We start from the raw sequence: 21,983 nt of genomic DNA on the forward strand, positions 1-21,983 counted from the left end.
CTGTGGTGGAATGGCCATGAAAACAACAAGAACAATTTGCCTTGCCTTGACCGTCTGCGCCTTTGGCGCTGTCTACAGCGCCTTGCTGACCCGCCCGCTGCCGGCGCCGGTGACCATGGCCTATTACTGCCAGCCCAGCTTCCAGCCGTGTTACATCCCGGTGCCGAGCGTCGCCAGGCTGATGCCTTAGGCCTTGTTGCCCAGGGCCAGCAGCGCCCGCTCGCGGCTCAGTGGCTGGAGGACCCCGGGCGAGCCGCTGATGTGCACGTACAGGTAGTGCTGGCCTTGGTCATCGCGCAGTATCCGGTGCACCTGGGTCGTCTCCGGGTGATACTGGCGCTGGGTGCGGTCGAGCAGCACTTCGTGGTGGTCGATGTGCAGGCGGCGCAGCGCCGCTTCGAATTCGCTGTCGACGGCCTCGCGCAGCTTGCGCATGCGGCGTATCGACAGATAGCCAAGGCCGAAGGTCAGCGCAAAGAAGAACAGCGCCTGTAACAGTGATTTGTAGTGCTCCATCCTGGATTTGATTAGCCCTTGATTCTTGTAGTGGACGGCGCTTGTTTGAGGTCTGAGCGCCGCCTGTGGGCGTTAAAGGCTCATGTCGAAGGCATGGATTCGGTAGGGCAGCTCCATGTCCGGGTATCGCCGTCTTTCTCACCCAGTGCCAAGATTTCCAGGCAGCCCGGGTAAGCTGGTTGCTTATCGGCAGGCCCTTCAATGTAGGTGATGGCCTTGGGTGGGTTTTGCAGTTGCTGCTGGCATTGCTGGACCTCGCTGGCAAATCTTTCAAGGGCAGCGGAAGGGGGCTGAGTCGTGATCATGCCTGCTACGGTTTGCCAGTATTCCGAGGCTGCGTAGCCGCTTGCTCGGCAGTGAGAAAGCGGAGAAACAATTGAACCAACTCCGTCGCCTTCGACTTTAAGTGCTTGCATCTTCTGGTGTTGCGCAGGCAGGGCAGGGCCAACCGGAAGCGCTTCCATGGCCTTGATCTCAGCGACATAAGCCTGAACTTTGGTCAGGTAAGCGGCGGCGCTTTCGCGCTGCTGGTTGTACTGGCTTATTTCGTTGGCGTTGGTGCCGGTGACCTTATACTCAGGTTCGTTGTTGCAGCCCGCCAGGAGAGCAGAGGCGCCAAGGGTGATGATTGCGGTGCGTGTGGTGAACTTCATGTTCTTCAGTTATCTCGCTTCAGGGTCGTTTGCTTGACCTGACAGTGGAGCACAATGGCTATCCCTGCCAGTGTTTGTCGCACAGTACTCGCGTTTGACGTCGAATACTGTTGCCTCAGTCCAGGTCCTGCGCCGAATGCCGCTCGGGCACCTGGCTGGCTTCATCGCCCCAGGTGCGGTTGACCCGCAAGCCGCGGACGACCGCCGGGCGCTCGGCAATGGCTTGCGCCCAGCGTTGCACGTGGGTGTAGTCCTGCACGCTGAGGAACTCGCCCGCCGAATACAGCCTGCCCAGCGCCAGTTGGCCGTACCAGGACCAGACGGCGATATCGGCGATGGTGTAGCTGTCGCCGGCCAGGTATTGGCTTTGCGCCAGGCGCTGGTCGAGCACATCCAGTTGGCGCTTGGTTTCCATGCTGAAGCGGTTGATCGGGTATTCGAATTTTTCTGGCGCGTAGGCATAGAAGTGGCCGAAGCCGCCGCCCAGGTAGGGCGCTGCGCCCATCTGCCAGAACAGCCAGTTGAGGGTTTCGGTTCGACCCGCTGGGTCGCGGGGCAGGAACTCGGCGAATTTTTCTGCAAGGTAGAGCAGGATCGAACCCGACTCGAACACCCGCACCGGCGGTTGCACGCTGCGGTCGAGCAGGGCGGGGATCTTCGAGTTGGGGTTGATCTCGACGAAGCCGCTGGAGAACTGCTCGCCTTCGCTGATGCGAATCAGCCAGGCGTCGTACTCGGCGCCGGCATGCCCGAGGGCCAGCAGCTCTTCGAGGAGGATGGTGACCTTGACGCCATTGGGCGTGGCCAGGGAGTACAGTTGCAGCGGCTGCTTGCCCAGCGGCAGGGCCTTGTCGTGGGTCGGGCCGGCCACCGGGCGGTTGATGTTGGCGAACTCGCCGCCCGACGGCGCGTCGTGCTGCCAGACCCGAGGCGGGACGTAGGGTGCCTTGCTCATGCGATGAACCTCCTGGTGTGCTCGAGGGGCTCATGTTCGGGCCTGGCGCGCGCTCTTGTCAAACCGCGCGGCCACTGCTGCCCGGGCGCAAAAGCCAGCGTTCTAGAAGCTGTACTCAAGCACGCTGGCGATCGAGGTTTGTACCCGCCGCTCGACAATCGGGCTGTCGCTCACATGCCCGGAGAGGTTCTGTACATCCAGCAGGGTATGCAGGCGGGTGTTGTCGCTCAGCGGCAGGCTCCAGGTCAGGTTGACGCCCTGGCTGACCAGGCCGCCGTGGGTCTTGTGCGCGGCAAAGCGGCTGTTGGCCGCTTGTTGCGCGCTGACGCCATACCAGGTACGGACGTAGTCGGCGTCACCAAACAGCGCATTGACGTTGCCGCTCAGGCTGCCGAAATCGCCTTCGTACAAGGTGGTGCCGACGCTCAGTTCGAGGGTCTGGTAGGCGGAGCCGGTGTCTTTGTTGCTGTCTTTTTTCAGCGCATGCTCGAACGTTGCACCGAAGGTGACCGGCCCCCAGGTGTAGGAACCTTCCATGCCCAGCAGCGCGCGGGATTTGATCGAACCCATGCCACGCAGGCGGTCGGAACCGCGGTAGCCTTTCTTGCGGTCCTTGCGCTCGGCGCTGGTGCCGATGTAGGTGCTGAAACTGGCGTCGTCCCAATCGTGTTTCCAGCCCAGGCCTTTGTCCCGCAGGAACAAACCATAAGGGCTTTCGATCTCGAAGCCGAGCACCGGTGCCGTAGAGCGCTCACTGCTGCCACTGTAGCGGGGGGCATTGGCGGCGCCGCCTTGCAAGGTGAACTGCCACTCTTGCGCCAATAAGTTCGCTGAGGCGCTCACCAGGCAGAGACCAGTCAACGCAGTGTAGATCCTTGTCGTCTTCATGGGGGTTACAGTGTTCCCGTAAATTTAAGTCTGATCAGGGTACGGGGCTTTGTTGTTAGTATCCGTGAGCAGGATGTAAAACTCTGTTAGTGGCATATTTATTCAATGGCTTTGCAGTTTTTGTAGAACATCCGGCGAAGCCCGAAGAGCAACTTGGAGAACAGCAGTACCCAACGGCTCAATAGCCGATGACAGGCAATAACGTTTGCCCTGGCTGTTACGGGTTTCATCAAAATTAAATAGCGGCTAGATATGCTTATTGGCGCCGCAGGGGACAAATACCGCTATTAACCCGAGGGTGTGCGAATAAAGGAGAAATGCCCGCGCGGCGAAGAGCGCTTAAACTGTCTGATCATTATTTGCCTCTGCCAGTTGCTGTTGTGCCGCCGCCCGGTCTTGCGCAGTCACGTAAGTGAGTTTTGCCAGGCGCGGGGCCAGCCAGTTGTTCAGGTCGTCCATATAGCTGAACACCACCGGTACGAAGACCAGGCTGAGCAAGGTTGAAGTCACCAGCCCGCCGATCACGGCAATTGCCATGGGCGCGCGAAAACCTGCATCGGCGCCGCTGCTGAGGACTGCCGGGAGCATACCGGCGACCATGGCAAGGGTGGTCATGACAATTGGCCTGGCGCGTTCGGCGCCCGACTGCATCAGTGCCAGGTGCCGAGGCATGCCGGCGCGGCGCTTTTCGATGATGAACTCGACCAGCAGAATCGAATTCTTGGTGACGATGCCCATCAGCATCAGCAAACCGATAACCACCGGCAGGTCGATGGCGGCGCCATACAACAGCAGGCCGCCGATGGCCCCGCCGACCGCCAGGGGCAGCGAGACGAGGATGGTCAGCGGCTGCAGGAAGTCACGAAACAGCAGGACCAGTACGGCAAACACCATGAGGATGCCGAAGGTCATGGCCGTGGCGAACTTCTCGAACATTTCATTCATGTACTCGGCGTCGCCATACTCCACCTCGCGCACGCCAAGGGGCAGGTGCTGCAAGGCGGGGGTGGCCTGGATCACTTCCAGCGCCGAGCCGAGGCTTATGCCGGCGAGGTCGGCGTCCACCGAGATGCGCCGCAGCCGGTCGAAGCGTTCGATCCTTGTCGGGCCACTGCCGTAGTCGATGTCGGCGACACTGTGCAGCGCCAGCGTGCCGCCGTTGTCGCTGGCCACCCGCAGGTTGCGCAGGGTGTCGAGGTCGCCTTGCTGTCCCTCGGCCAGTTGCACGCGAATCGGTACTTGCCGGTCGTGGAAGTTGAAGCGCGCTGAATTGGCATTGATATCGCCCAAAGTGGCAATTCGCGCCACGCTGCCGATGGCCTGGGCTCTGACGCCAGAGCGGGCGGCCTCATCCAGGCGCGGGCGGATCAACAGCTCCGGACGCGGCAAGGGTTCGTTGACCTGGACATTGGCCAGCCCCTTGATCATGCGCATATCGCTTTGCAGCGCGTAAGCGGCCTGGGACAGTTGCCGGGCGTCGGCACCGACGAGAATCACCGAGATGTCTCGCGCCGCGCTGTCGCTGCGAAAGGCAAAGCGCACATCGGCGAACTCACCGAGGACCGGTCGTAGTGCGTGCTCGAATACCTTCTGACTCATCTCGCGTTGCTCGGGTGGCACCAGGCGCACCAGCAACTGGCCGCTGGCGACATCGGTGGCGCCGGAGGCATCTTCGCCGCCGGCGGTGCTGAAGACGAACATCACCTGCGGCTGCTGGCGCAGTTTCGCGGCCATCTGTTGCAGGGTCCGGTCGGTCTGCGCCAGGGGCGTGCCGGGTGGCAGGGAGACATCGATGCGGCTCAGGCTGGTATCGCTGACCGGCATGAAGCCCGAAGGCAGCAGCGGTACCAGGGCAAAGGAAGCCAGCAGGAAAACCGCCGCGATCACCAGGCTTTTGCGCCGATGCGCCAGTGCCCACTCAAGCAGGCGCAGATAGCGCGCGAGCAAGCCAGAGGGCGCTTGCGTTGCCTGCAACTGATGCTCAGTCGATTTGGGCTTGAGTAAGTAGGCGGCCATCAGCGGCGTCAGCAGCCGTGCCACCAGCAGTGAGCTCAACACCGCTGCCGACACGGTGATGCCAAAGGGGGTGAAATACTGGCCGACAAAGCCGCCGATAAAGCTCACCGGCAGGAACACCGCAACGATGGTCGCGGTAATTGCCACCACGGCGAAGCCGATAGCATCTGAGGCGTCAATGGCGGCCTGGTAGGGGCGCTTGCCCTGGTCCAGGTGCCGCTCGATGTTCTCGATTTCGACAATCGCATCGTCGACCAGGATGCCGATAACCAGGGTCAGGGCCAGCAAGGTGATGCTGTTGAGGCTATAGCCGAACCAGGCCATGGCGGCGAAAGTCGGCAGGATCGACAAGGGCAGGGCGATGGCCGCCACCAGGGTCGCACGCCAGTTGCGCAGGAACAGCAGTACCACCAGCACCGTCAGCAGCGCGCCTTCGATCAGGGTCATGATCGCGGCGTTGTAGCTGGCCAGCGTGTAGTCGACCATCGAGGCGACCTGCTGGACTTCGATGTCCGGGTGATGTTGCTGCAGGCGCTGGAGCGCAGCCTCAACCCCTGCGGCCACCCGGGTATCGCTGGAGCCCTTGGCACGAAACACGGCAAAACCGACCACCTGCTCGCCATTCAGGCGCGCCAGCGAGCGCATTTCACCGGCGCCATCGACCACGCTTGCCAGCTCGTTCAACCGCGCCCAGCGTCCGTCCGGCAGGGCGATTGGCGTGTCGCCCAGGGCTTGCACGGTCAGGGCGCTGCCCAGTGTGCGTATGGATTGCTCGCTGTCGGCGAGAATCGCCCGCCCGCCGGGCACGTTGCTGTTGCTGTGCAGCAGCTGGGTGTTGACCTGGTCGGCCGAGATACCCAGCGCCTCAAGGCGCTCGGGCTTGAGTTCGACCTTGACCTCACGCTCCAGGCCGCCCAGGCGCTGCACTTTTTGCACCCCGGGCACGCCAAGCAGTTCCCGGCCGAGTACATCATCGACAAACCAGGACAGGTCCACGGCATTGCGCGCACTGGATTTGACGGCGTAGTTGAGGATCGCCCCGCCCTCGACATCAATGCGCGTGACCAGCGGCTCTTCGATAGTCTGCGGCAAGTCCGCGCGAATTTGCCCGATGGCATCGCGGATGTCGTTGGCGGCGCGGTCGGGGTCGACACCGAGCTGGAACTCCACGGTGGTGACCGAGATGGCATCGGCGATCGTCGAGGTAATGTGACGGATACCGGCCAGGCCGGACACCGCGCGCTCGACCCGCTGGGTGACCGCATGTTCGAGTTCGCTCGGCGCGGCACCGACCTGGACCACGGCGACGGTGATCACCGGAAAGTCGACCCGTGGGTTGGCGTTGATCGGCAGGTCGGCAAAGGAGATCCAGCCGGCCACGGCCAGCACCAGGAACAATACCAGGGTCGGGATGGGCCGCCGAATGGCCCAGGACGACACCGCCAGGTTCATTGCTCCAGCTCCTGTGCCAGGCTGACCACGTCGCCGTTGCGCACGAAGGCCGAGGCGCTTGCCACCACCCGCTCACCGGCGCCAAGGCCGCTGCTGACCTGCACCCGCAGGCTGTTGCGCTGGCCAAGGACCACGCTACGCACGCTCGCCTGGCCGTGGGCATCAAGGACCATGACGGTGGCGCCGCCATCCTCGGCAAAGGTCACCGCCCGTAGCGGAATGACCACCGCCGCGGCGGTAGTGCCGGTTTCGATCCTGCTACTGGCGAAACTGCCAGCGCGCGCATCGGCCGTTGCCGCGAGGCTGATGCGCACGCGCCCCAGGCGGGTGCCGGCATCCACCTTGGGCGCCAGCAAACGCACCGTGCCGGCTACGCTCTGGTCCATGCCCGCGACCTGCACCTGGACCGCAGTACCGACCCGAATTGCTTGCAACGCACTTTGCGCCAGTTCGCCATCGAGCTCGAGTTGGCCGTCACGGATCAGTTTGAACAGCGGCTCGCTACCGGCCATGGCGCCCAGCCGGGCGTGACGTTCGGAGATGATGCCGTTGACCGGGGCGAGGATGATGGCCTTGTCGCGGCGAGTGCGGGCGTCAGTCAGTTGGGCGATGGCCTGTTGGTGCTCGGCCCGGGCGGCAGCTAACGCGGCGGCGCTGGCGTGGGCCTGGGCGCGCTGTTGGTCGAGTTGCTGGGCGCTGACCGCACCGATACTGCCCAGCTCATTGATTCGCGCAAGGCTGGCCTGTGCCTCGATGTCGAGCGCTTGCTGCTGCTTGATCAGGGCTGCGTTGCGATTGAGGGTGGCCTCGGCCTGGCGTACCTGGGCGTCGAGGGTGTCGGCTTCCAGTTGCGCCAACAGTTGCCCGGCCACCACCGTGTCACCTTCCTCGACCAATACCCTGGCGATGCGCGTGTCTTGCAGTGCGGTCCCGATGGACACCTCGTCGCGGGCTACCAGGCTACCGGTGACAAGGAGGGTCTGGCTCACAGTGCCGGGTTCGGCCAGCACGCTGCTGACCTTGAGCAGGGGCACGGGCGCAGGGGTGATGTCCGCTTGTTCGCTGGCAGGCATCACCAGCACCCAGCCTGCCACCAGCAGTAACAGCAGGCCGGTGATCCACAGACGGGGTTTGTCTCGCAGCACAGATACCATCGCGATCAATCTCGAGTAGGCACAGCAAAGGGGAGGCACAGCGAGCGCAACAGGCTGATATCGGGCGGCCTATGGCTGAATCTGCAGGAACCTGCGGATGATCTTGCGCAGCACCGGTTTATGGGCTTTGGCCTTGAAGCCGGGCTCGAGCACGACGCGGCCGATGCCGCCTTCGGTCAGGGCGATCAGCCAGGTCGCGGCCATCGAGGTATCCAGCGTCGGGTCGATCTGCCCGGCTTCGATGCCACGCTGGAGCAAGGCCTGCAGATCGGCCTTGACCTTGGCGTCATTGACCGCAAGCAGGGCACCGACTTCAGGGTTGCGCAAGGCTTCAGCGGCGACTTCGAGGCTGATTCGGGCGTAGCTGGGGTCGCTGCACAACTCCATCATGGCGATGGCGATGTTCTCGATTGCAGCGAGGCTGTCCTTGGCCTTGGCGTAGTGGGCGATCAGCTCGGCCATGCCATGCTGGTCGTCCTGGGCAATGGCCTCGATGATCGCGTTCTTGCTGGGGAAGTAGTGGAACAGGTTGCCCGGGCTCATGCCCGCAGCGGCGCAGATTTGCGCGGTCGAGGTGGAGTGAAAGCCATTGCGCGCGAAGCATTCGATAGCCGCATCGAGGATCTGCTTGCGTTTGGCGGCGACTTTGTCCGGGTCTACGGTTCTCATGTCTGGCTCATTAATAGACTGACTGATCGATCTATTATTGGCCTGCCGCTGCACGCCGTCAAGCGAGCAGGGCGACTGGCGGGATTACTGCCGGGTGTCGGGCATGTTCTTGCTGATGCAATGTATGCCGCCGCCGCCCGCAGCAATCGGGTCGATGTTGACCTGCTCGATGGTCCGCCCCGGGTACAACTTGGCCAGCAACTGCTTGCAGTACTGGTCAGCTTTCGGGTCGCCAAACTGCGGGGCAATCACCGCGCCATTGATCGGCAGGTAGTTGATGTAGCCGGCGGCAAACTCCGGGTTGTCGCGGGTAAAGCGGTTGCTGCGCAATTTGCCCGGTGGCGGCAGCAGGTGCACGGTCAAGCGGCGGCCGTCGGCGTCGGTGGCCTGCTTGAGGATTTCCAGGTGCTTGCGGGTGACCCGGTAATCGTAGGAGTCCGGGTCGTTGTCGAGGTTGGCGATCACCACCCCCGGCTCGACGAAGCGCGCGTAGAAGTCAACGTGGGCATCGGTGATGTCCTGGCCCTTGATGCCCGGCAGCCAGATGATCTTGCGCAGGCCAAGGTTGGCTTTAAGCTCGGCCTCGACATCGCTGCGGCTCCAGTCGGGGTTGCGGTTGGCATTGACCCAGCAGCTTTCGGTGATGATCGCCGTGCCGTGGCCGTCCACTTCGATGCCGCCGCCTTCGCCAGTCAGCTCGCTTTGCAGGTAGGGCACGTTCAGGGTTTCGCTCAGCGTTGCCGCCACGCGGCTGTCGTTGCGGTGGCGTTGCTTGTTGCCCCAGCCGTTGAAGTTGAAGTCCATCAGCGCGCTGTTGCCGTCGTCGTCGATGACGAAGCAGCCGCCGTAATCGCGGATCCAGATGTCGTCCAGCGCCATGGGCAGGAACTCGATGTTGTCGCTGCCACATTGCTCGCGTGCATCGGCCAGGTCTTCGGGGCGGCAGAGTACGCTGACCGGCTGGTAGCGGGCGATGGTCCGGGCCAGTTGTGCGATGCAGCTGTTGACCGCGTCCGCCTGGTCTTCCCAGACATTTTCGGCGGCGGCAAACGCCAGGAAGATCCGCCGCTGGGCCTGGTCTTCTTCGGGCATGAACCAGCGCTGGTCAGCGGCCATGGCCAGGCGCAACGGGCCCAGGCCCAGGCCGGCAATGCCGGCGGCGACTGACAGATGCTTGAGAAAGGTACGACGGGGTGTCATCGGTGTGGCTCTCGTAGTGACGGCTCAATGGGCCGAGGAAGTCTTGAGGGTGGTCCAGGTACGCATGCGCGCGCGCATGTCTTTCTGGGTAATGTCCTTGCCCGGGATCAGCCGCGCGTAGGTTTCGTCGCTGACGTAAATGTCCGGGTTGTCACGCATCTGCGGCTCGACCAGCGGCCGTGCCTTGGCGCTGGAGGTGGGGTAGCCGGTGAACGAACTGATGGCGGCCATCTGCTGCGGCTGCATGACGAAGTTGATAAAAGCGTAGGCGTATTCCGGGTGGGCGGCATCGGCGGGAATGGCCATGCTGTCCATCCAGATGGTCGTGCCTTCCACCGGGATGTGGTAGCGGAACTCGACCTTTTTACCGGCGGCATCGGCGGTGCGCTGGGCCTGGATCATGTCGCCGCTGTAACCGAGGGAAATGCAGGTGTCACCATTGACCAGCTGGGTCACCGGCTGCGACTGGAACTTGCGGATGTACGGCTTGATCGCCCCGAGCATCTGCCGGGCGGCGAGCAAATCATCGGCCTTGCCGCTGCGTGGGTCCTTGCCCAGGTAGTGCAGCACCACCGCCAGCACTTCGTCGGGCGAGTCGATCATCGAGATGCCGCAGTCGGCCAGCAGCGCGGCGTTTTCTGGCTTGAACAGCAGGTCGAGGCTGTTGACCGGGGCATTGGCGATGCGCTGCTCGATGGCCGCGCGGTTGTAGGTCAGGCCAATGCTGCCCCAGGTGTAGGGCACGGTACTCTCGCGCGAGTTGGGGTAGCGCTGGTGCAGGCGCTGCAGGCCGGGCTCGATGTCTGCCAGGTGTTCGAGTTTGGCCGGGTCGAGCTTTTGCAGGGCGCCGGCGCGGGCCAGGCGTTCGGCCACGGTGTCGCCGGGGAAAATCAGGTCGTAGCCGCTGTTGCCCGAGAGCAGCTTGGCCTCCAGGGTTTCGCTGCTGTCCATGACGTCATAAATGACCTTGATGCCGGTCTGGGCGGTGAAATCCTTGAGGGTGTCTTCGGCAAAGTAATCGGCCCAGTTGTACAGGCGCAGCACTTTGTCTTCGGCGTTGGCCAGGCTGCAGCCCAGGGCCAGGGAAAGGGCGATCAGGGTTTTCAGGCTGTTCATGCGCCATGCCTCCAGGTGCTGTGTGGGTGACGGCCGTCCAGGCTCAACAGGGTGGCGTACATTTCCGGGCGGCGGTCGCGGTAGATGCCCCAGGTCAGGCGCTCTTCGCGCATGTGCGCCAGGTCCAGCTCGGCCAGCAGCATGCAAGGGCTGTCGCGATCGGCTTCGGCCAGCAGGCGGCCCTTGTGGTCGGTGATGAACGACGATCCATAAAAACGCATGTGCAGCTCGGCATCGCTGCGCGCCACTTCAACGCCGGTGCGGTTGGCGGTGATCACCGGGAGGATGTTGGCGGCGGAGTGGCCGCGCTGGGTCAGTTGCCAATGGTCGCGCGAATCCAGCGCCGCAGCGCCGGGCTCGGAGCCGATGGCGGTGGGAAACAAGAGGATTTCTGCACCTTGCAAGGCCAGGCAGCGGGCGGTCTCGGGGAACCACTGGTCCCAGCAGATGCCCACGCCCAGGCGCCCGACGGCGGTGTCCCAGACCTTGAAACCGGTATCGCCGGGGCTGAAGTATTCCTTCTCCTGGTAGCCGATGGCGTTGGGGATGTGGGTCTTGCGGTAGACGCCGAGCAAGCGCCCGTCGGCATCGGCGACGGTCAGCGAATTGAAGTAGGCATTGCCGGCCTGCTCGAACCAGCTCAGCGGCAATACCACGTTCAGTTCCGCCGCCAGGGCGGCAAAGCGCTGCAACAGCGGGCTGTTTTCATAGGGTTGCGCCAGGGCCAGGTGCTCGTGGCATTGCTCGATGCAGAAGTAGGGCGTAGCGAACAGCTCGGGCAGCAGGATCAGCCTGGCCCCGGCCGCCGCCGCCTCGCGCACCAGCCGCTCGGCGTTATCGAGGTTGTCTTCAAGGTTCCAGCTGCAGGCCAACTGCAGGCTGGCGACGCTCAGCGCGCTCATGGCTTGGCTCCTTTCAGGGGCCAGGCCGGTTGCTGTTGGGTGATGCAATGCACGCCGCCACCGCCATGGGCCAGCTGGTTGATTTGCACCGGTACCACGCTGCGGCCGGGGAAGGCCTGCTGCAGGGTGGCGGCGGCCTGCTGGTCGGCGTCGATACCGTAGGCGGGCATGATCACCGCGTCGTTGCACAGGTAGAAGTTGGTGTAGGAGGCGCAGAACACTTCGGCATCGGTGTCGACCGCAGCGGAGGCTTCGTACAGGTCGATCAGCTCGAAACTGCGGCCACGGGCGTCGGTCGCCAGTTCCAGGGCGCGGCGGTTCTCCTTCGCCACCTGGGCGTAGACCGAGGTTTGATCTTCGGTGGCATCGACCAGCAGCACGCCCGGCCGGGCGAACGCGCAGACGCCGTCGACGTGGCCATCGGTCATGTCGCCAGTGACGTAGTCCGGGTCGCCCGGCAGCCAGATGACCTTGTTCACCCCCAGCAGGCGGACGAAGATTTCTTCCATGTCCTGCTTGCCCAGGCCCGGGTTGCGGTTGGGGTTGAGCAGGACCGATTCGGTGGTGATCAGCGTGCCGTCGCCATCGACATGAATCGCGCCGCCTTCGTTGGCCAGAAAACTGCCGAAGCATGGCAGGCCCAGGCCATTGAGCACGCGCCGGGCCAGGCCTTCATCGAGGCCGTGGGCCGACTTGCCGCCCCAGGCGTTGAAGCGCCAGCTGACCCCGGCCAGGCCTTGCTGCGGGTGGCAGATGAAGCTTGGGCCGGAGTCGCGGCACCAGCTGTCGTTGACGGCGATTTCGATCAGCTCGATGTTGGCCCCGCACAACGCGCGGGCCTGGCTGACGGCGCTGGGGTCGACGACCATTTTCACCGGCTCGAAGCGGGCGATGGCGTTGGCGACCCGGGCGAAATCCACCTGCACAGCCGCCAGGGTGACGCCCCAGGTCGACTCCCACAGGGCCTGGTTGTGCGGCCAGACCATCCAGGTGGCAGCGTGGCGAGCCCATTCGGCGGGCATGAACCAGCCGTTGTTGTTGGCGCTGTCATTGTGCATTGCAATACCCTTCAGTTAAGTAATTGTTTTCAGCAAGGTTGCCGGGGTGTCCATGCTATAACTGGGGTCTGCACCTGAACAAACGATGGATTTTGCCGATATATGATTAGCTGGGCTTATCAATCATGCTGAAACACTGGCCACCTCTGAACACGCTGCGCGGTTTTGAAGCGGCGGCGCGCCTGGGCAGTTTTCACAAGGCTGCCGAAGAGCTGCACCTGACCCAATCGGCGATCAGCCAGCAGATCCGCAGCCTGGAAAACTACCTGGAGCAACCGCTGTTCTTTCGCGAAGGGCGCAGCGTGTCGCTTACCGATGCCGGCCACGACCTGCTCAGCACCACCCAGGTGATGCTGCAGCAACTGACCGTTGGCATCCGTCGCCTGGAGCAGTACCGCAAGCCCAACCAACTGGTGGTCAACACCACGCCGGCATTCGCCCGGCACTGGCTGGTGCCGCACCTGGGCGACTTTCATCGGCTGCACCCGGAGGTGGACCTGTGGCTGTTCACCAGCGATGAAATCCCCGACATGACCACCCAGACCATCGACATTGCCGTGCGTGACGACATCAGCGCCCAGGCCGATTGCAGCTTTCGCGTGCTGCTTCAGGATCGGCTGTACCCGGCCTGTCACCCGCGCCTGCTGGAGCTCGACGTGGCGCGGCGGACCACCCTGCATGGCGAGCGGGAAATGGACTGGAGCTACTGGCACACCCAGGGTGGCGAGGCTGTGGGGCAGAAGCTGCAGGGCCTGAATTTTTCCGACCCCGGGCAGTTGCTTGACGCTGCCAGCCAGGGCTTGGGCATTGCCCTGGTGAGTGGCTTGCTGGCCGGGCAGGCGCGTGCGCAAGGCGACCTGGTGGCGCTGACCGAGCAGACCGTGCGCGGGCCCAAGTGGGCGTGGCTGGTGCACCGTAACAGTGAAGGGGAGGCCTTGACTGTGAGCTTTTGCCAGTGGCTTGAGCAGTGCCTGGCAGAGGGTTCAGGGCTTAATGGTGACCCAGCGCCAGCGCGCTGATGATGCAGACCGAGCCGTCGCTGGCCGGCGTACTGTCACTGTAATCAACCTGGTTGTAGACGCCGCCGTGGAAGTTGAAGGTGCGGCTGTTCCAGCTGGCATCCATCTGCAATGGTCCGCTGCTGGCGGTGCTGCCCTGGCAGGTGGCAGCGAGGGTCACCACGCCCTTGGCGGTGACATCGAGAATGATCTCGAACGCGGTGCCCAGCGGCACATTGGCCAGCAGGGTGACGCTGGCCGGGGCGCTCTGGTTGTAGCTTCGGCGAAAGCCGTAAGTGAGCTTGCCCTTGTTCCAGAACACCTTGACCACCGGGCTGTCGTCGTCTTTGACGTGCAGTTGCGAGATCACCACCTTCTGCGCCGCGTTGACCTTGCTCAGGGTCATGCTCTGGTGGTTGTGGTGTTTGCTGGCGCTGGCGAGCGACCAGTAGGTCAGTTCTTTCCATTCGCAGCGGGTGCGGTGGGTGCTTTTGCTCGACGCGCCTTTGGTTGGGGCGGTGAAGCGGACCGAGCCGTCGTCGAGCCTGGCGATGATTTTCGGCAACTGCGCCAGGGCCTGGGCGCCGGTCAGCTCCAGGGCGGTGGGGTCGCTGGTGGACTTGGGCTCGGGGGTGGTGATTGTTAGGCGGTCGATGTTTACGCTCATGGGTTTCTCCTTCGGTTTTCGGTGTGGGCCCTCTCTGAGATGGATGTGGGCTTGAGCTAATAATTAGCTGCAAGCTAAAATTTCGTCAATAGCTAAACTGCGCTCGGCTTCGAGCCCTATCGCGGATCAAGTCGAGACCCGCGATGAGGCCGGCGCAGTCTAGAGAAACCAGCGATACTCCCGCGCACTTACTTCATGCATGAACGCCAGGTGGTCCTGCCTCTTGTTCTCGCAATAGACCATGACGAACTCACTGCCCAACCGCTCATTGACCACCGGGTGATGACGCATGGCCGCCACCGCCGCGAGCATGTCCTTGGGAAAGTCGATGCCGCTGCTGCGGTCTTCGTTGAGCGGCGCAATCGGCTCTTTGCCGACCTCCAAACCGTGTTCCATGCCACTTAAAATCGCTGCCAGCACCAGGTATGGGTTGGCGTCGGCGCCGGCCAGACGGTGTTCGATGCGCAGGTTGCGTGGGTCCGATTCGGGGATGCGGATGCACGCGTCGCGGTCTTCAAAGCCCCAGCTGGCGCGGCTCGCGGCGTTGACCATGGCGCCGTAGCGGCGCATCGCGTTGTGGTTGGCGGCAAAGATCGGCATGCACTGCGGCAGCAGTTCCAGGCAGCCTGCCACGGCATGGCGCAGCGGGCGCTGGTTGTCGGCAGCCAGCAGGTTGTTGCCCTGCTGGTCGTAAAGGCTGACATGCACGTGCATGCCGCTGCCCGGCGCGTCGAGGTAGGGCTTGCTCATGAAGCTGGCGCGCATGCCGTGCTTGAGCGCCACGCCACGGGTGCTGCGGGCGAACAGGGCGGCCCAGTCGGCGGCGCGCAGGCCGTCGTCGCAGTGGCCGAAGTTGATCTCGAACTGCCCAGGGCCCAGTTCTGCGGTAATGACGTTGGCGTCCACGCCTTGCTCGTTGGCGGCCTCGACCATGTCCCGCAGCACGTCGGAATAGCGCGACAGGCGCTCGATGTGCATGTTCGGCTGGTCATCGGCATCGCCGCTGAACGGGTCGCGGGGGAACTGCGGCAGGCCGTCTTTGAGCGCGCGGTCGAACAGATAGAACTCAAGCTCAAAGGCCACCACCGGGCGAATGCCGCGCCGTTCGAGGCGTTGCAGCACCCGCGCCAGCACTTCTCGGGGCTCGAACTCAATGGGCGCGGCGGTGCCGTCAGAGCTGATCAGCATCTGCCCCAGCGGCTGGTTCTCCCAGCGCACCGGCTTGAGGGTGCCGGGGATCAGCCGCCGTGGCGCGTCCGGGTCGCCGTCGTTGAAGCAGTAGTCGCCGATCGGGTGCAGGCCGCCCTGAACACCCAGCAGCACGCAGTTCTGCGGCAGTTTCAGGGCGCTGCCGGCGGCGACTTTTTCGAGCATGTCGATCGGGTAGCGCTTGCCATAAAAGTGCCCGGGGATGTCCAGGCTGATCAGGTCGACATAACGCACCTGAGGATGCTCGGCGCGAAATGCGCGTACTTCACTAAGCAGATCAGGGCAGTCTTTTATTGTTGTCATCACGTGCGATCCTGCGCTTGGTTTCAACGGAATACCCAGAGCACCCGGGTACTGTGTTCGGTCAGGTTGGCGTAGCGGAACTGGCTGTGCGCCGGCAGCTGGAAGCTGTCGTTGGCCTGCAGGGTGACCGGCTCTGGGGCGTCATCGAGCCAGAGGCTCAACTCGCCTTCGAGGACAAACCCGCCTTGCTCGGAGCTGTCGTCCAGGTGCCCGTCACCGCTGCTGGCGCCGGGCGCCAGGTGGCTTTCGAGCATCGAGAAACCGCCGTTGAGCTTGGGCGAGACCAGCACGTCGGTGACCCCGGCGGCGTAATACAGGGTGCGCCGTTCGCCGGGGCGGGTGACCCAGTCGACTTGCCGCGGCTTGCTCAGGTTGTAGAAGTAGGTGGTCGGCACGCACAGGGTTTCGCTGATGGCGGTGAGGTCGGCCACGGTCGGGCGCGACAGGCCGCGCTCGACCTGGGACAGAAAGCCCACCGAGCGGTCGATGCGTTCGGCCAGCTCGCCGAGGGTCAGGTTGCGGTGCTTGCGCAGGTCGCGAATAAGGATCGCCAGGCTTTCGATTTCTTCCTGCATGTCCATAAAGGGGCTCTCTCAAATAGTGTCGCGCAGGCGGTACCAGGCTTTGCCGGCAGCTTCCAGCGGCGCGGCGAGCAGGTCGCCACCGGGGAAACGGCCGTTGTCGATGGCCTGGTACAACGCCAGCAAATCGTGGTTGCCAAGGATCGCATCACTCACCGCGCGGGCGCCGGCCAGGGTTGGTAGTACGCCATGGCCGGAGAAGCCCTGCAGCCAGTAGCGCTGGCCCTGACGGCCGATGTCCGGGGTGCGGCGCAGGCTGCAATCGATATGCCCGCCCCAGGCGTAGTCGATCGCCACGCCCTGTAGCTGCGGGAAGGCCCGTTCCAGCACCGGGCGGGTGGCGGCGGCAACGTCCTTGGGAATGCCGCCCATGTAGGTGCAACCGCCGCCGAACAGCAGGCGCTGGTCCGGGGTCAGGCGGAAGTAGTCGGGGACAAACTGGTTGTCGATCACGCAGCTGTTGCGCGGCAGCAGCGAACGGGCCAGGGCCGGGTCCAGGGGCGCGGTGGCCACCTGATAGGAGCCCACCGGCAGCAGGCGCTGCGACAGTGGTCGGTCAAGCTGGTCGATGTAGGCGTTGCAGGCCAGCACCAGCACGTCGCTGCGGATTTCGCCTTTTTCAGTGCGGGCGAGAAAGCCTGCCGGGGTATCGCGGTAGCTGAGCACCCGGCTTTGCTCGAAGATCCGCCCGCCGGCCGCTTCGATGGCGCTGGCCAGGCCCTGGGCCAGTTTCAGCGGGTTGAGGTGGGCGCCTTCGGCATCGTATAGCGCGGCCTGGTAGCGCGGGCTGCCGATCCATTCGGGCAATTCGTCGCGCTCGATCACCCGCAACTGGTCATAGCCCCATTTAGTTTCGGCTTCGTGCCTGGCCTCGTGGAGCATGGCCACCCGTCGCGGTAGCACCGCCGCCCACAGGCTGCCACGCTGGTAATCGACGGTAAAACCGTGGCGCTCGGGCAATTCACGCAGCTCGCTGGCGGCCCAGCGCATGCTGTCCCACAGGCGCCGTGCGCGTTCCTGGCCAAGGGCCTTTTCCAGCGGCGGCATGTCGCACGACCACCCCAGCAACGCCTGCCCGCCGTTGCGCCCGGACGCCGCCCAGGCCACCCGGCTGGCTTCCACCAGGGTCACCCGCTTGCCGGCGAGCGCCAGGCGCAGGGCGGTGTGCAGGCCGCTGAAGCCGGCGCCAATGATCAGCACCTCGGTGTCCAGGCGTTCCTGCAGGGTAGGGCGCAGAGGGATGGCGGCGGGGTAGGTCTGGGCGTAATAGCTGGCGACATGCTGGGCAGATTGCTTGAACACGACGGACCTCATGAATTTTTATTGGTATTTTTTCATGAAAAACTACCAGATAAATTTCACGAGGCCAAGCGAGGCTCAGCGTTCAATGGCGCGCAGGCTCTAGACCGCAGGTTTGTGATGGTGCCGGTGGCTTGCGATCTCGTCAGCCAGGCGCGGGCTGTAGCTGCGCGTGGGGATACCGGTGAGGCGTTCGAACATCAGCGCGAACTTGACGTCCAGCGCCCGCTTGCCGGTCATATAGGCATTCAGGGTGGTGACGCTGACGCCCATCTCGGCGGCCATGCGCCGCTGCGACACCCGCTCTGCCTGGGGTTGCCCGGCTTTGAGTGCAGCAAATGCCCTGCGCATTGCCAGCAGCTCTTCTTCTTCCCACACCCACAGATTACCGCTCATGATTCGATCTCAGTCACACGGATTCGGTCGAGCAATCCGTTGCTGGAATCGCTACATCCTACTGCTGTTGTCTAATGTCCATTAACCGACCAGGGCGGTCGGTTGTTTTGCCATCATACTCTTCGCGCGTTCCAAACTAGTAGCACCCGGCCATGAATGTGCAGTTTTTCCAGCGCCGCGCCTTCGATCAATACCGGCGGGTACAGCGGATTGTCGGCAATCATCCGCAAGGCGCCATCGGTCAGGCGTTGCAGGCGTTTGACGAACAAGTCGCCGTCGAGGCTGAACACGTAGATGGCATCGCTGCGCACCTCGTGAATGCCACGGTCGACCAGCAGCGGGTCGCCGTCGTTGAAGGTGCCGGCCATGCTGTCGCCATCGCCGCTGATGATTGCCAGGTTGTGCGCGGCAGAAAAACTGATGCCCTGGCCACGCAGCCAGTCCAGGTGCACGGTCAGGTCGCGGATTACTTCGACATGGGCCGGTGGCGTGTTGCCGTTGCCCATCGAACCGCGGATGTCGAAGTGGGCGATGCTGACGAACTCGCCGCTGGCCGGTACATCAGCCTCGCCCTGTAGCACATCCATCCAGCCGGCAGGCAGGCGCTCGGCCTGCTCGATGCGCCGGGCCACTTCATCGCCGAGGTTTTTTTCTGTGCGCAGCGACAGGATCTGGCTCAGGTGCGCCGGGCTCATGCCCCAGCGCTCGGCACAGCTGGCCTTGCGTTGGGTGCCGAGCAACTGCAGCAGGTTGTGCTTGCGAATCGCGTAGATATCCATGGGGTGCAGAATGCCACTATTTAGCTCGATGCTAAAGAGGGGCCCGGCGTTACTCACGCGATAATTGCACCCGCACTACGCTTGCCGGTGCGCTCAGCAGGCGCTGGCGCAGCAGGTCGTAGGCCCAGTTGTAGGCCATGGTGTAGGGCAGCATGAAGGCGAAGAAACCGATCTCCAGCAAGAACGCCTGCACCAGCGACACGTCGAGCATCAGCGCTGCGATCGGCACGCCGATCAGCACAAAGCCAGTTTCAAAGCCGCCGGCGTGCAGGGCACGGACCTTGACCGTACGCGCGACCCGGCTGACCGGCCAGAGGCGGTCGAACGCCGCGTTGTAGAGCATGTTCCAGATCATCGCCACGGTCGACAGCATCACCGCCAGCGCGCCCCATTTCCAGCATCGAGCGGTTCAGCAGCCAGGCGCCGATCGGTGCGCAGATCAGCACGGCGATCAGTTCGAAGCCGACGGCGTGGACGATGCGTTCAGCAAAGGATTTCTGGGAGGCTTGCAGTTTCATGACGTCACCTGAAGGTGTGTTTCGGTGAGGCAATTTTCATCGGTTTTTTGCTTATTTGAAAAATAGATTCCATCGTAAAAAGCGATGGAATGATTGGGTTGCCTGGCTCAAGTATCGATATCAGTGCGGTTGATATCAGATTTAAGTTTTGACGGATTGCTCGATATCAAGCGCCGGAGGAGCATGCACACACCATCCATCACCCAAGAATAACGAACCATGACCCTCTCTACTGTGGCAGCACTGCAACTGGGTTCGCACCCCGACGGCAAACAACCAACCCTGGAGGCGATTCTTGCCTACGAGGCTGAAATAAAGGCCGCTGGCGCCCAGCTGGTGGTCATGCCCGAAGCCCTGTTGGGCGGCTATCCGAAAGGCGAAATCTTCGGCACCTACATGGGCTATCGCCTGCCGGAAGGCCGCGAGGCCTTTGAGCGCTATTTTGCCAATGCCATCGATGTGCCGGGCGCCGAAACCGCCGAACTCGCAGCCCTGGCGCAACGTACCGGCGCGCACCTGGTGGTCGGTGTCATCGAGCGCAGTGGCAGCTCGTTGTTCTGTTCGGCGCTGTTCTTCTCGCCGGAGCAGGGCCTGGTGGCCAACCACCGCAAGCTCATGCCGACCGGCAGCGAACGGCTGATCTGGGGCCAGGGCGACGGCTCGACCCTGCCGGTGATCGATACCCCGGTGGGCAAGATCGGCGCGGCAATCTGCTGGGAAAACCACATGCCGCTGCTGCGCACGGCGATGTACGCCAAAGGCATCGAGGTGTGGTGCGCGCCGACGGTGGACGAGCGCGACAACTGGCAAATCTCCATGCGCCATATCGCCCACGAAGGGCGCTGTTTTCTGGTCAGCGCCTGCCAGTACCAGCCGTCGCCACGCGACCTGGGTACCAGCCTGCCGCACTGGGATGACGACCGACCGCTGATGCAGGGCAACAGCGTGATCATCGGCCCCATGGGCGAGGTGATTGCCGGGCCATTGAAGCACGGCCCCGGTTTGCTCGTGGCGCAGATCGATTCGGCCGAGCTGGTCAAAGCGCGGTATGACTTTGATGTGGTCGGCCACTATTCGCGCCCGGATGTCTTCACCTTGCTGGTTGATGAACGGGCGAAAAGCTCGGTGAAGTTCCAGCAATAACCCGAAGTGGGCAGGGCGCGCGTGCGCCGGTTGCCCTGATGTTGCTGCACACCTGGCTTCGTCCTGAGGCCAGGTGCCTGTCGATTCCGACACGCTCTGCGGTTGATCGTTGCTTTGAAGTTTCTGCGCTTTGCGTTGCCCTGCACCAATAAGAAAAATACTAGAGGCTTGTCAGAAATGAATACTGGTTCGCACCTGCTGTACCGCAAGATCGCCTGGAAGATATTGCCGCTGCTGTTTGTCAGCTACATCGTTTCTTACCTGGACCGGGTCAATATCGGTTTCGCCGCGTTGCGCATGCAGCAGGACCTGAACTTCAGCGATGCGGTCTACGGGCTCGGCGCCGGGGTGTTTTTCCTCGGTTATGTGCTGTTTGAAGTGCCCAGCAACCTGCTGCTGACCCGCATCGGTGCGCGCAAGACCATCATGCGCATCATGATTTCCTGGGGGCTGGTGTCGTCTTGCATGATGTTTGTGCAGACGCCTTTGCAGTTCTACCTGGCGCGGTTTTTCCTCGGGGTGTTCGAAGCCGGGTTCTTCCCGGGCATCATCCTTTACCTGACCTACTGGTTTCCGGTGCGCATGCGCGGCAGCGTGATCGCCGTGTTCATGTCGGCCATTGCCATCGCCGGCATTCTCGGCGGGCCGCTGTCAGGCTGGATCATTCGCGCCATGGAAGGCGTGCATGATTTGCACGGCTGGCAGTGGATGTTCCTGCTCGAAGGGGCGCCGGCGGTCATCCTCGGTATTCTGGCCGGCTTCCTGCTGATCGACCGGCCCGAGCAGGCAACATGGCTGAGCCGCGAAGAGCGCCAGCGCATCGCCGCAGAGGTTGGCACGCCCACCGGCAGCACAAGCCACGCACTCGGTGCGGTGGTGCGCGACCCGCGCATCTATGCCCTGGCGCTGGTGTATTTCTCGGTAATGGCCGGGCTCTACATTCTCGGGTTCTGGCTGCCGGGGATGATCAAAAGCTACGGCGTCGACGACCCTTTCCATATTGGCCTGCTGACGGCGGTGCCCTACATCGCCAGCGCCGTGGGCATGATCGTCATCGGCAGGCATTCCGATGCCGTCGGCGAGCGCCGCTGGCACCTGGCAAGCTGCATGCTGGTGGCCGCCTGCGCGTTGATCGCCTGCACCCTGGTGCCGGGCAACCTGGTGCTGGGCCTGGTGACCCTGAGCGTGGCGGCGGTCGGGCTGTATGCCTCGATGCCGTTGTTCTGGACCATCCCCACCCGTTACCTGGGCAGTGAATCGGCTGCCGGCGGCATTGCCCTGATCAACTCCCTGGCGCTGTTTGGCGGCTTCACCAGCCCAACGGTGCTGGGGCTGGTCAAGGCCAGCACCGGCAGCCTGGATATCGGCCTGTACCTGTTCGCCGGCTTGCTGGTGGTCGGCGCTGGCGCGCTGATCCTGGCGCTGCCGGCCCGGCTTATCAAAGAGAGCCCAACGCTGGCGGTGCAGGGTGAAGTCTGCGAATCACTGTGAACCCGACGCAAGCCACCAAC

At 63.3% G+C, this 21,983-nt stretch carries 23 protein-coding genes; 4 read left to right on the plus strand and 19 right to left on the minus strand.

Annotated elements, in window-relative coordinates:
• Nucleotides 1-16: 16 nt before the first annotated feature.
• Nucleotides 17-190: a hypothetical protein gene (locus ACZ9A3_RS07035; protein WP_176794279.1), complete on the plus strand. Its 174-nt coding sequence runs from the start codon at nt 17-19 to the stop codon at nt 188-190.
• Here ACZ9A3_RS07035 and ACZ9A3_RS07040 read toward each other — a convergent pair.
• The 11 genes from ACZ9A3_RS07040 to ACZ9A3_RS07090 form a co-directional block, all read right to left on the minus strand.
• Entirely contained in the window at nt 187-516 is a 330-nt protein-coding gene (locus tag ACZ9A3_RS07040) for a hypothetical protein (protein ID WP_093384710.1), read from the minus strand. The genes ACZ9A3_RS07035 and ACZ9A3_RS07040 overlap by 4 nt on opposite strands.
• Nucleotides 517-596: 80 nt before the next feature.
• Nucleotides 597-1,169, minus strand: a complete 573-nt coding sequence (locus ACZ9A3_RS07045) for a hypothetical protein (protein ID WP_093384705.1) — start codon at nt 1,167-1,169, stop codon at nt 597-599.
• A 115-nt stretch (nt 1,170-1,284) separates the two neighbouring features.
• Nucleotides 1,285-2,124 (minus strand): glutathione-dependent disulfide-bond oxidoreductase, encoded by an 840-nt coding sequence (yghU, locus tag ACZ9A3_RS07050; protein WP_093384701.1) that lies wholly within the window; start codon nt 2,122-2,124, stop codon nt 1,285-1,287.
• A 102-nt stretch (nt 2,125-2,226) separates the two neighbouring features.
• On the minus strand, nt 2,227-3,012 hold the full coding sequence (locus ACZ9A3_RS07055; protein ID WP_176794278.1) for a MipA/OmpV family protein: 786 nt from the start codon (nt 3,010-3,012) through the stop codon (nt 2,227-2,229).
• 339 nt (nt 3,013-3,351) lie between these two features.
• A complete protein-coding gene (locus ACZ9A3_RS07060) occupies nt 3,352-6,480 on the minus strand; it encodes an efflux RND transporter permease subunit (RefSeq protein WP_476252288.1) in 3,129 nt (1,042 codons plus the stop codon).
• Nucleotides 6,477-7,625 (minus strand): efflux RND transporter periplasmic adaptor subunit, encoded by a 1,149-nt coding sequence (locus ACZ9A3_RS07065; RefSeq protein WP_258597294.1) that lies wholly within the window; start codon nt 7,623-7,625, stop codon nt 6,477-6,479. Before ACZ9A3_RS07065 ends, ACZ9A3_RS07060 begins: the two co-directional genes overlap by 4 nt.
• 78 nt (nt 7,626-7,703) lie before the next feature.
• Nucleotides 7,704-8,303: a TetR/AcrR family transcriptional regulator gene (locus ACZ9A3_RS07070; protein ID WP_093384682.1), complete on the minus strand. Its 600-nt coding sequence runs from the start codon at nt 8,301-8,303 to the stop codon at nt 7,704-7,706.
• An 84-nt stretch (nt 8,304-8,387) separates the two neighbouring features.
• Nucleotides 8,388-9,503, minus strand: a complete 1,116-nt coding sequence (locus tag ACZ9A3_RS07075; protein WP_093384678.1) for an agmatine deiminase family protein — start codon at nt 9,501-9,503, stop codon at nt 8,388-8,390.
• A gap of 24 nt (nt 9,504-9,527) precedes the next feature.
• Nucleotides 9,528-10,619, minus strand: a complete 1,092-nt coding sequence (locus ACZ9A3_RS07080; RefSeq protein ID WP_195883637.1) for an extracellular solute-binding protein — start codon at nt 10,617-10,619, stop codon at nt 9,528-9,530.
• Complete coding sequence (aguB, locus tag ACZ9A3_RS07085; RefSeq protein WP_258597299.1) at nt 10,616-11,521, minus strand: N-carbamoylputrescine amidase; 906 nt, start codon at nt 11,519-11,521, stop codon at nt 10,616-10,618. Before aguB ends, ACZ9A3_RS07080 begins: the two co-directional genes overlap by 4 nt.
• Nucleotides 11,518-12,579: an agmatine deiminase family protein gene (locus tag ACZ9A3_RS07090; RefSeq protein ID WP_476252289.1), complete on the minus strand. Its 1,062-nt coding sequence runs from the start codon at nt 12,577-12,579 to the stop codon at nt 11,518-11,520. Before ACZ9A3_RS07090 ends, aguB begins: the two co-directional genes overlap by 4 nt.
• A 125-nt stretch (nt 12,580-12,704) precedes the next feature.
• On the opposite strand from ACZ9A3_RS07090, the gene ACZ9A3_RS07095 reads away from it, so the two are divergent.
• The gene (locus ACZ9A3_RS07095) at nt 12,705-13,598 is read left to right on the plus strand and encodes a LysR substrate-binding domain-containing protein (protein WP_476252290.1); all 894 of its coding nucleotides are present in this window, start codon (nt 12,705-12,707) and stop codon (nt 13,596-13,598) included.
• Here ACZ9A3_RS07095 and ACZ9A3_RS07100 read toward each other — a convergent pair.
• The 8 genes from ACZ9A3_RS07100 to ACZ9A3_RS07135 form a co-directional block, all read right to left on the minus strand.
• The gene (locus ACZ9A3_RS07100) at nt 13,570-14,244 is read right to left on the minus strand and encodes a polysaccharide lyase family 7 protein (protein WP_476252291.1); all 675 of its coding nucleotides are present in this window, start codon (nt 14,242-14,244) and stop codon (nt 13,570-13,572) included. The two genes, ACZ9A3_RS07095 and ACZ9A3_RS07100, sit on opposite strands and share 29 nt — an antisense overlap.
• 159 nt (nt 14,245-14,403) lie before the next feature.
• The gene (locus ACZ9A3_RS07105) at nt 14,404-15,756 is read right to left on the minus strand and encodes a glutamine synthetase family protein (protein WP_476252292.1); all 1,353 of its coding nucleotides are present in this window, start codon (nt 15,754-15,756) and stop codon (nt 14,404-14,406) included.
• A gap of 23 nt (nt 15,757-15,779) precedes the next feature.
• Nucleotides 15,780-16,337 (minus strand): helix-turn-helix domain-containing protein, encoded by a 558-nt coding sequence (locus ACZ9A3_RS07110; RefSeq protein ID WP_045201551.1) that lies wholly within the window; start codon nt 16,335-16,337, stop codon nt 15,780-15,782.
• A 12-nt stretch (nt 16,338-16,349) separates the two neighbouring features.
• Nucleotides 16,350-17,639, minus strand: coding sequence for an NAD(P)/FAD-dependent oxidoreductase (locus ACZ9A3_RS07115; RefSeq protein ID WP_476252293.1), 1,290 nt, complete (start codon nt 17,637-17,639; stop codon nt 16,350-16,352).
• Between the two features lie 99 nt (nt 17,640-17,738).
• Nucleotides 17,739-18,032 carry a helix-turn-helix domain-containing protein gene (locus tag ACZ9A3_RS07120; protein ID WP_045201548.1) on the minus strand — a complete coding sequence of 98 codons (294 nt, stop codon included), beginning with the start codon at nt 18,030-18,032 and terminating at the stop codon, nt 17,739-17,741.
• A 113-nt stretch (nt 18,033-18,145) separates the two neighbouring features.
• On the minus strand, nt 18,146-18,811 hold the full coding sequence (locus tag ACZ9A3_RS07125; RefSeq protein ID WP_476252294.1) for a S24 family peptidase: 666 nt from the start codon (nt 18,809-18,811) through the stop codon (nt 18,146-18,148).
• Nucleotides 18,812-18,860: 49 nt separating this feature from the next.
• On the minus strand, nt 18,861-19,166 hold the full coding sequence (locus tag ACZ9A3_RS07130) for a PACE efflux transporter (protein WP_476252295.1): 306 nt from the start codon (nt 19,164-19,166) through the stop codon (nt 18,861-18,863).
• Nucleotides 19,063-19,329 carry a chlorhexidine efflux transporter gene (locus ACZ9A3_RS07135; RefSeq protein WP_476252296.1) on the minus strand — a complete coding sequence of 89 codons (267 nt, stop codon included), beginning with the start codon at nt 19,327-19,329 and terminating at the stop codon, nt 19,063-19,065. Before ACZ9A3_RS07135 ends, ACZ9A3_RS07130 begins: the two co-directional genes overlap by 104 nt.
• Nucleotides 19,330-19,548: 219 nt before the next feature.
• Here ACZ9A3_RS07135 and ACZ9A3_RS07140 point away from each other — a divergent pair, with 219 nt between their 5' ends.
• Nucleotides 19,549-20,472, plus strand: a complete 924-nt coding sequence (locus tag ACZ9A3_RS07140) for a carbon-nitrogen hydrolase family protein (RefSeq protein ID WP_045201544.1) — start codon at nt 19,549-19,551, stop codon at nt 20,470-20,472.
• A gap of 177 nt (nt 20,473-20,649) precedes the next feature.
• A complete protein-coding gene (locus ACZ9A3_RS07145; RefSeq protein ID WP_045201542.1) occupies nt 20,650-21,963 on the plus strand; it encodes an MFS transporter in 1,314 nt (437 codons plus the stop codon).
• The last annotated feature ends 20 nt before the right edge of the window (nt 21,964-21,983 follow it).

This window comes from Pseudomonas sp. TE4620 (assembly GCF_056279045.1).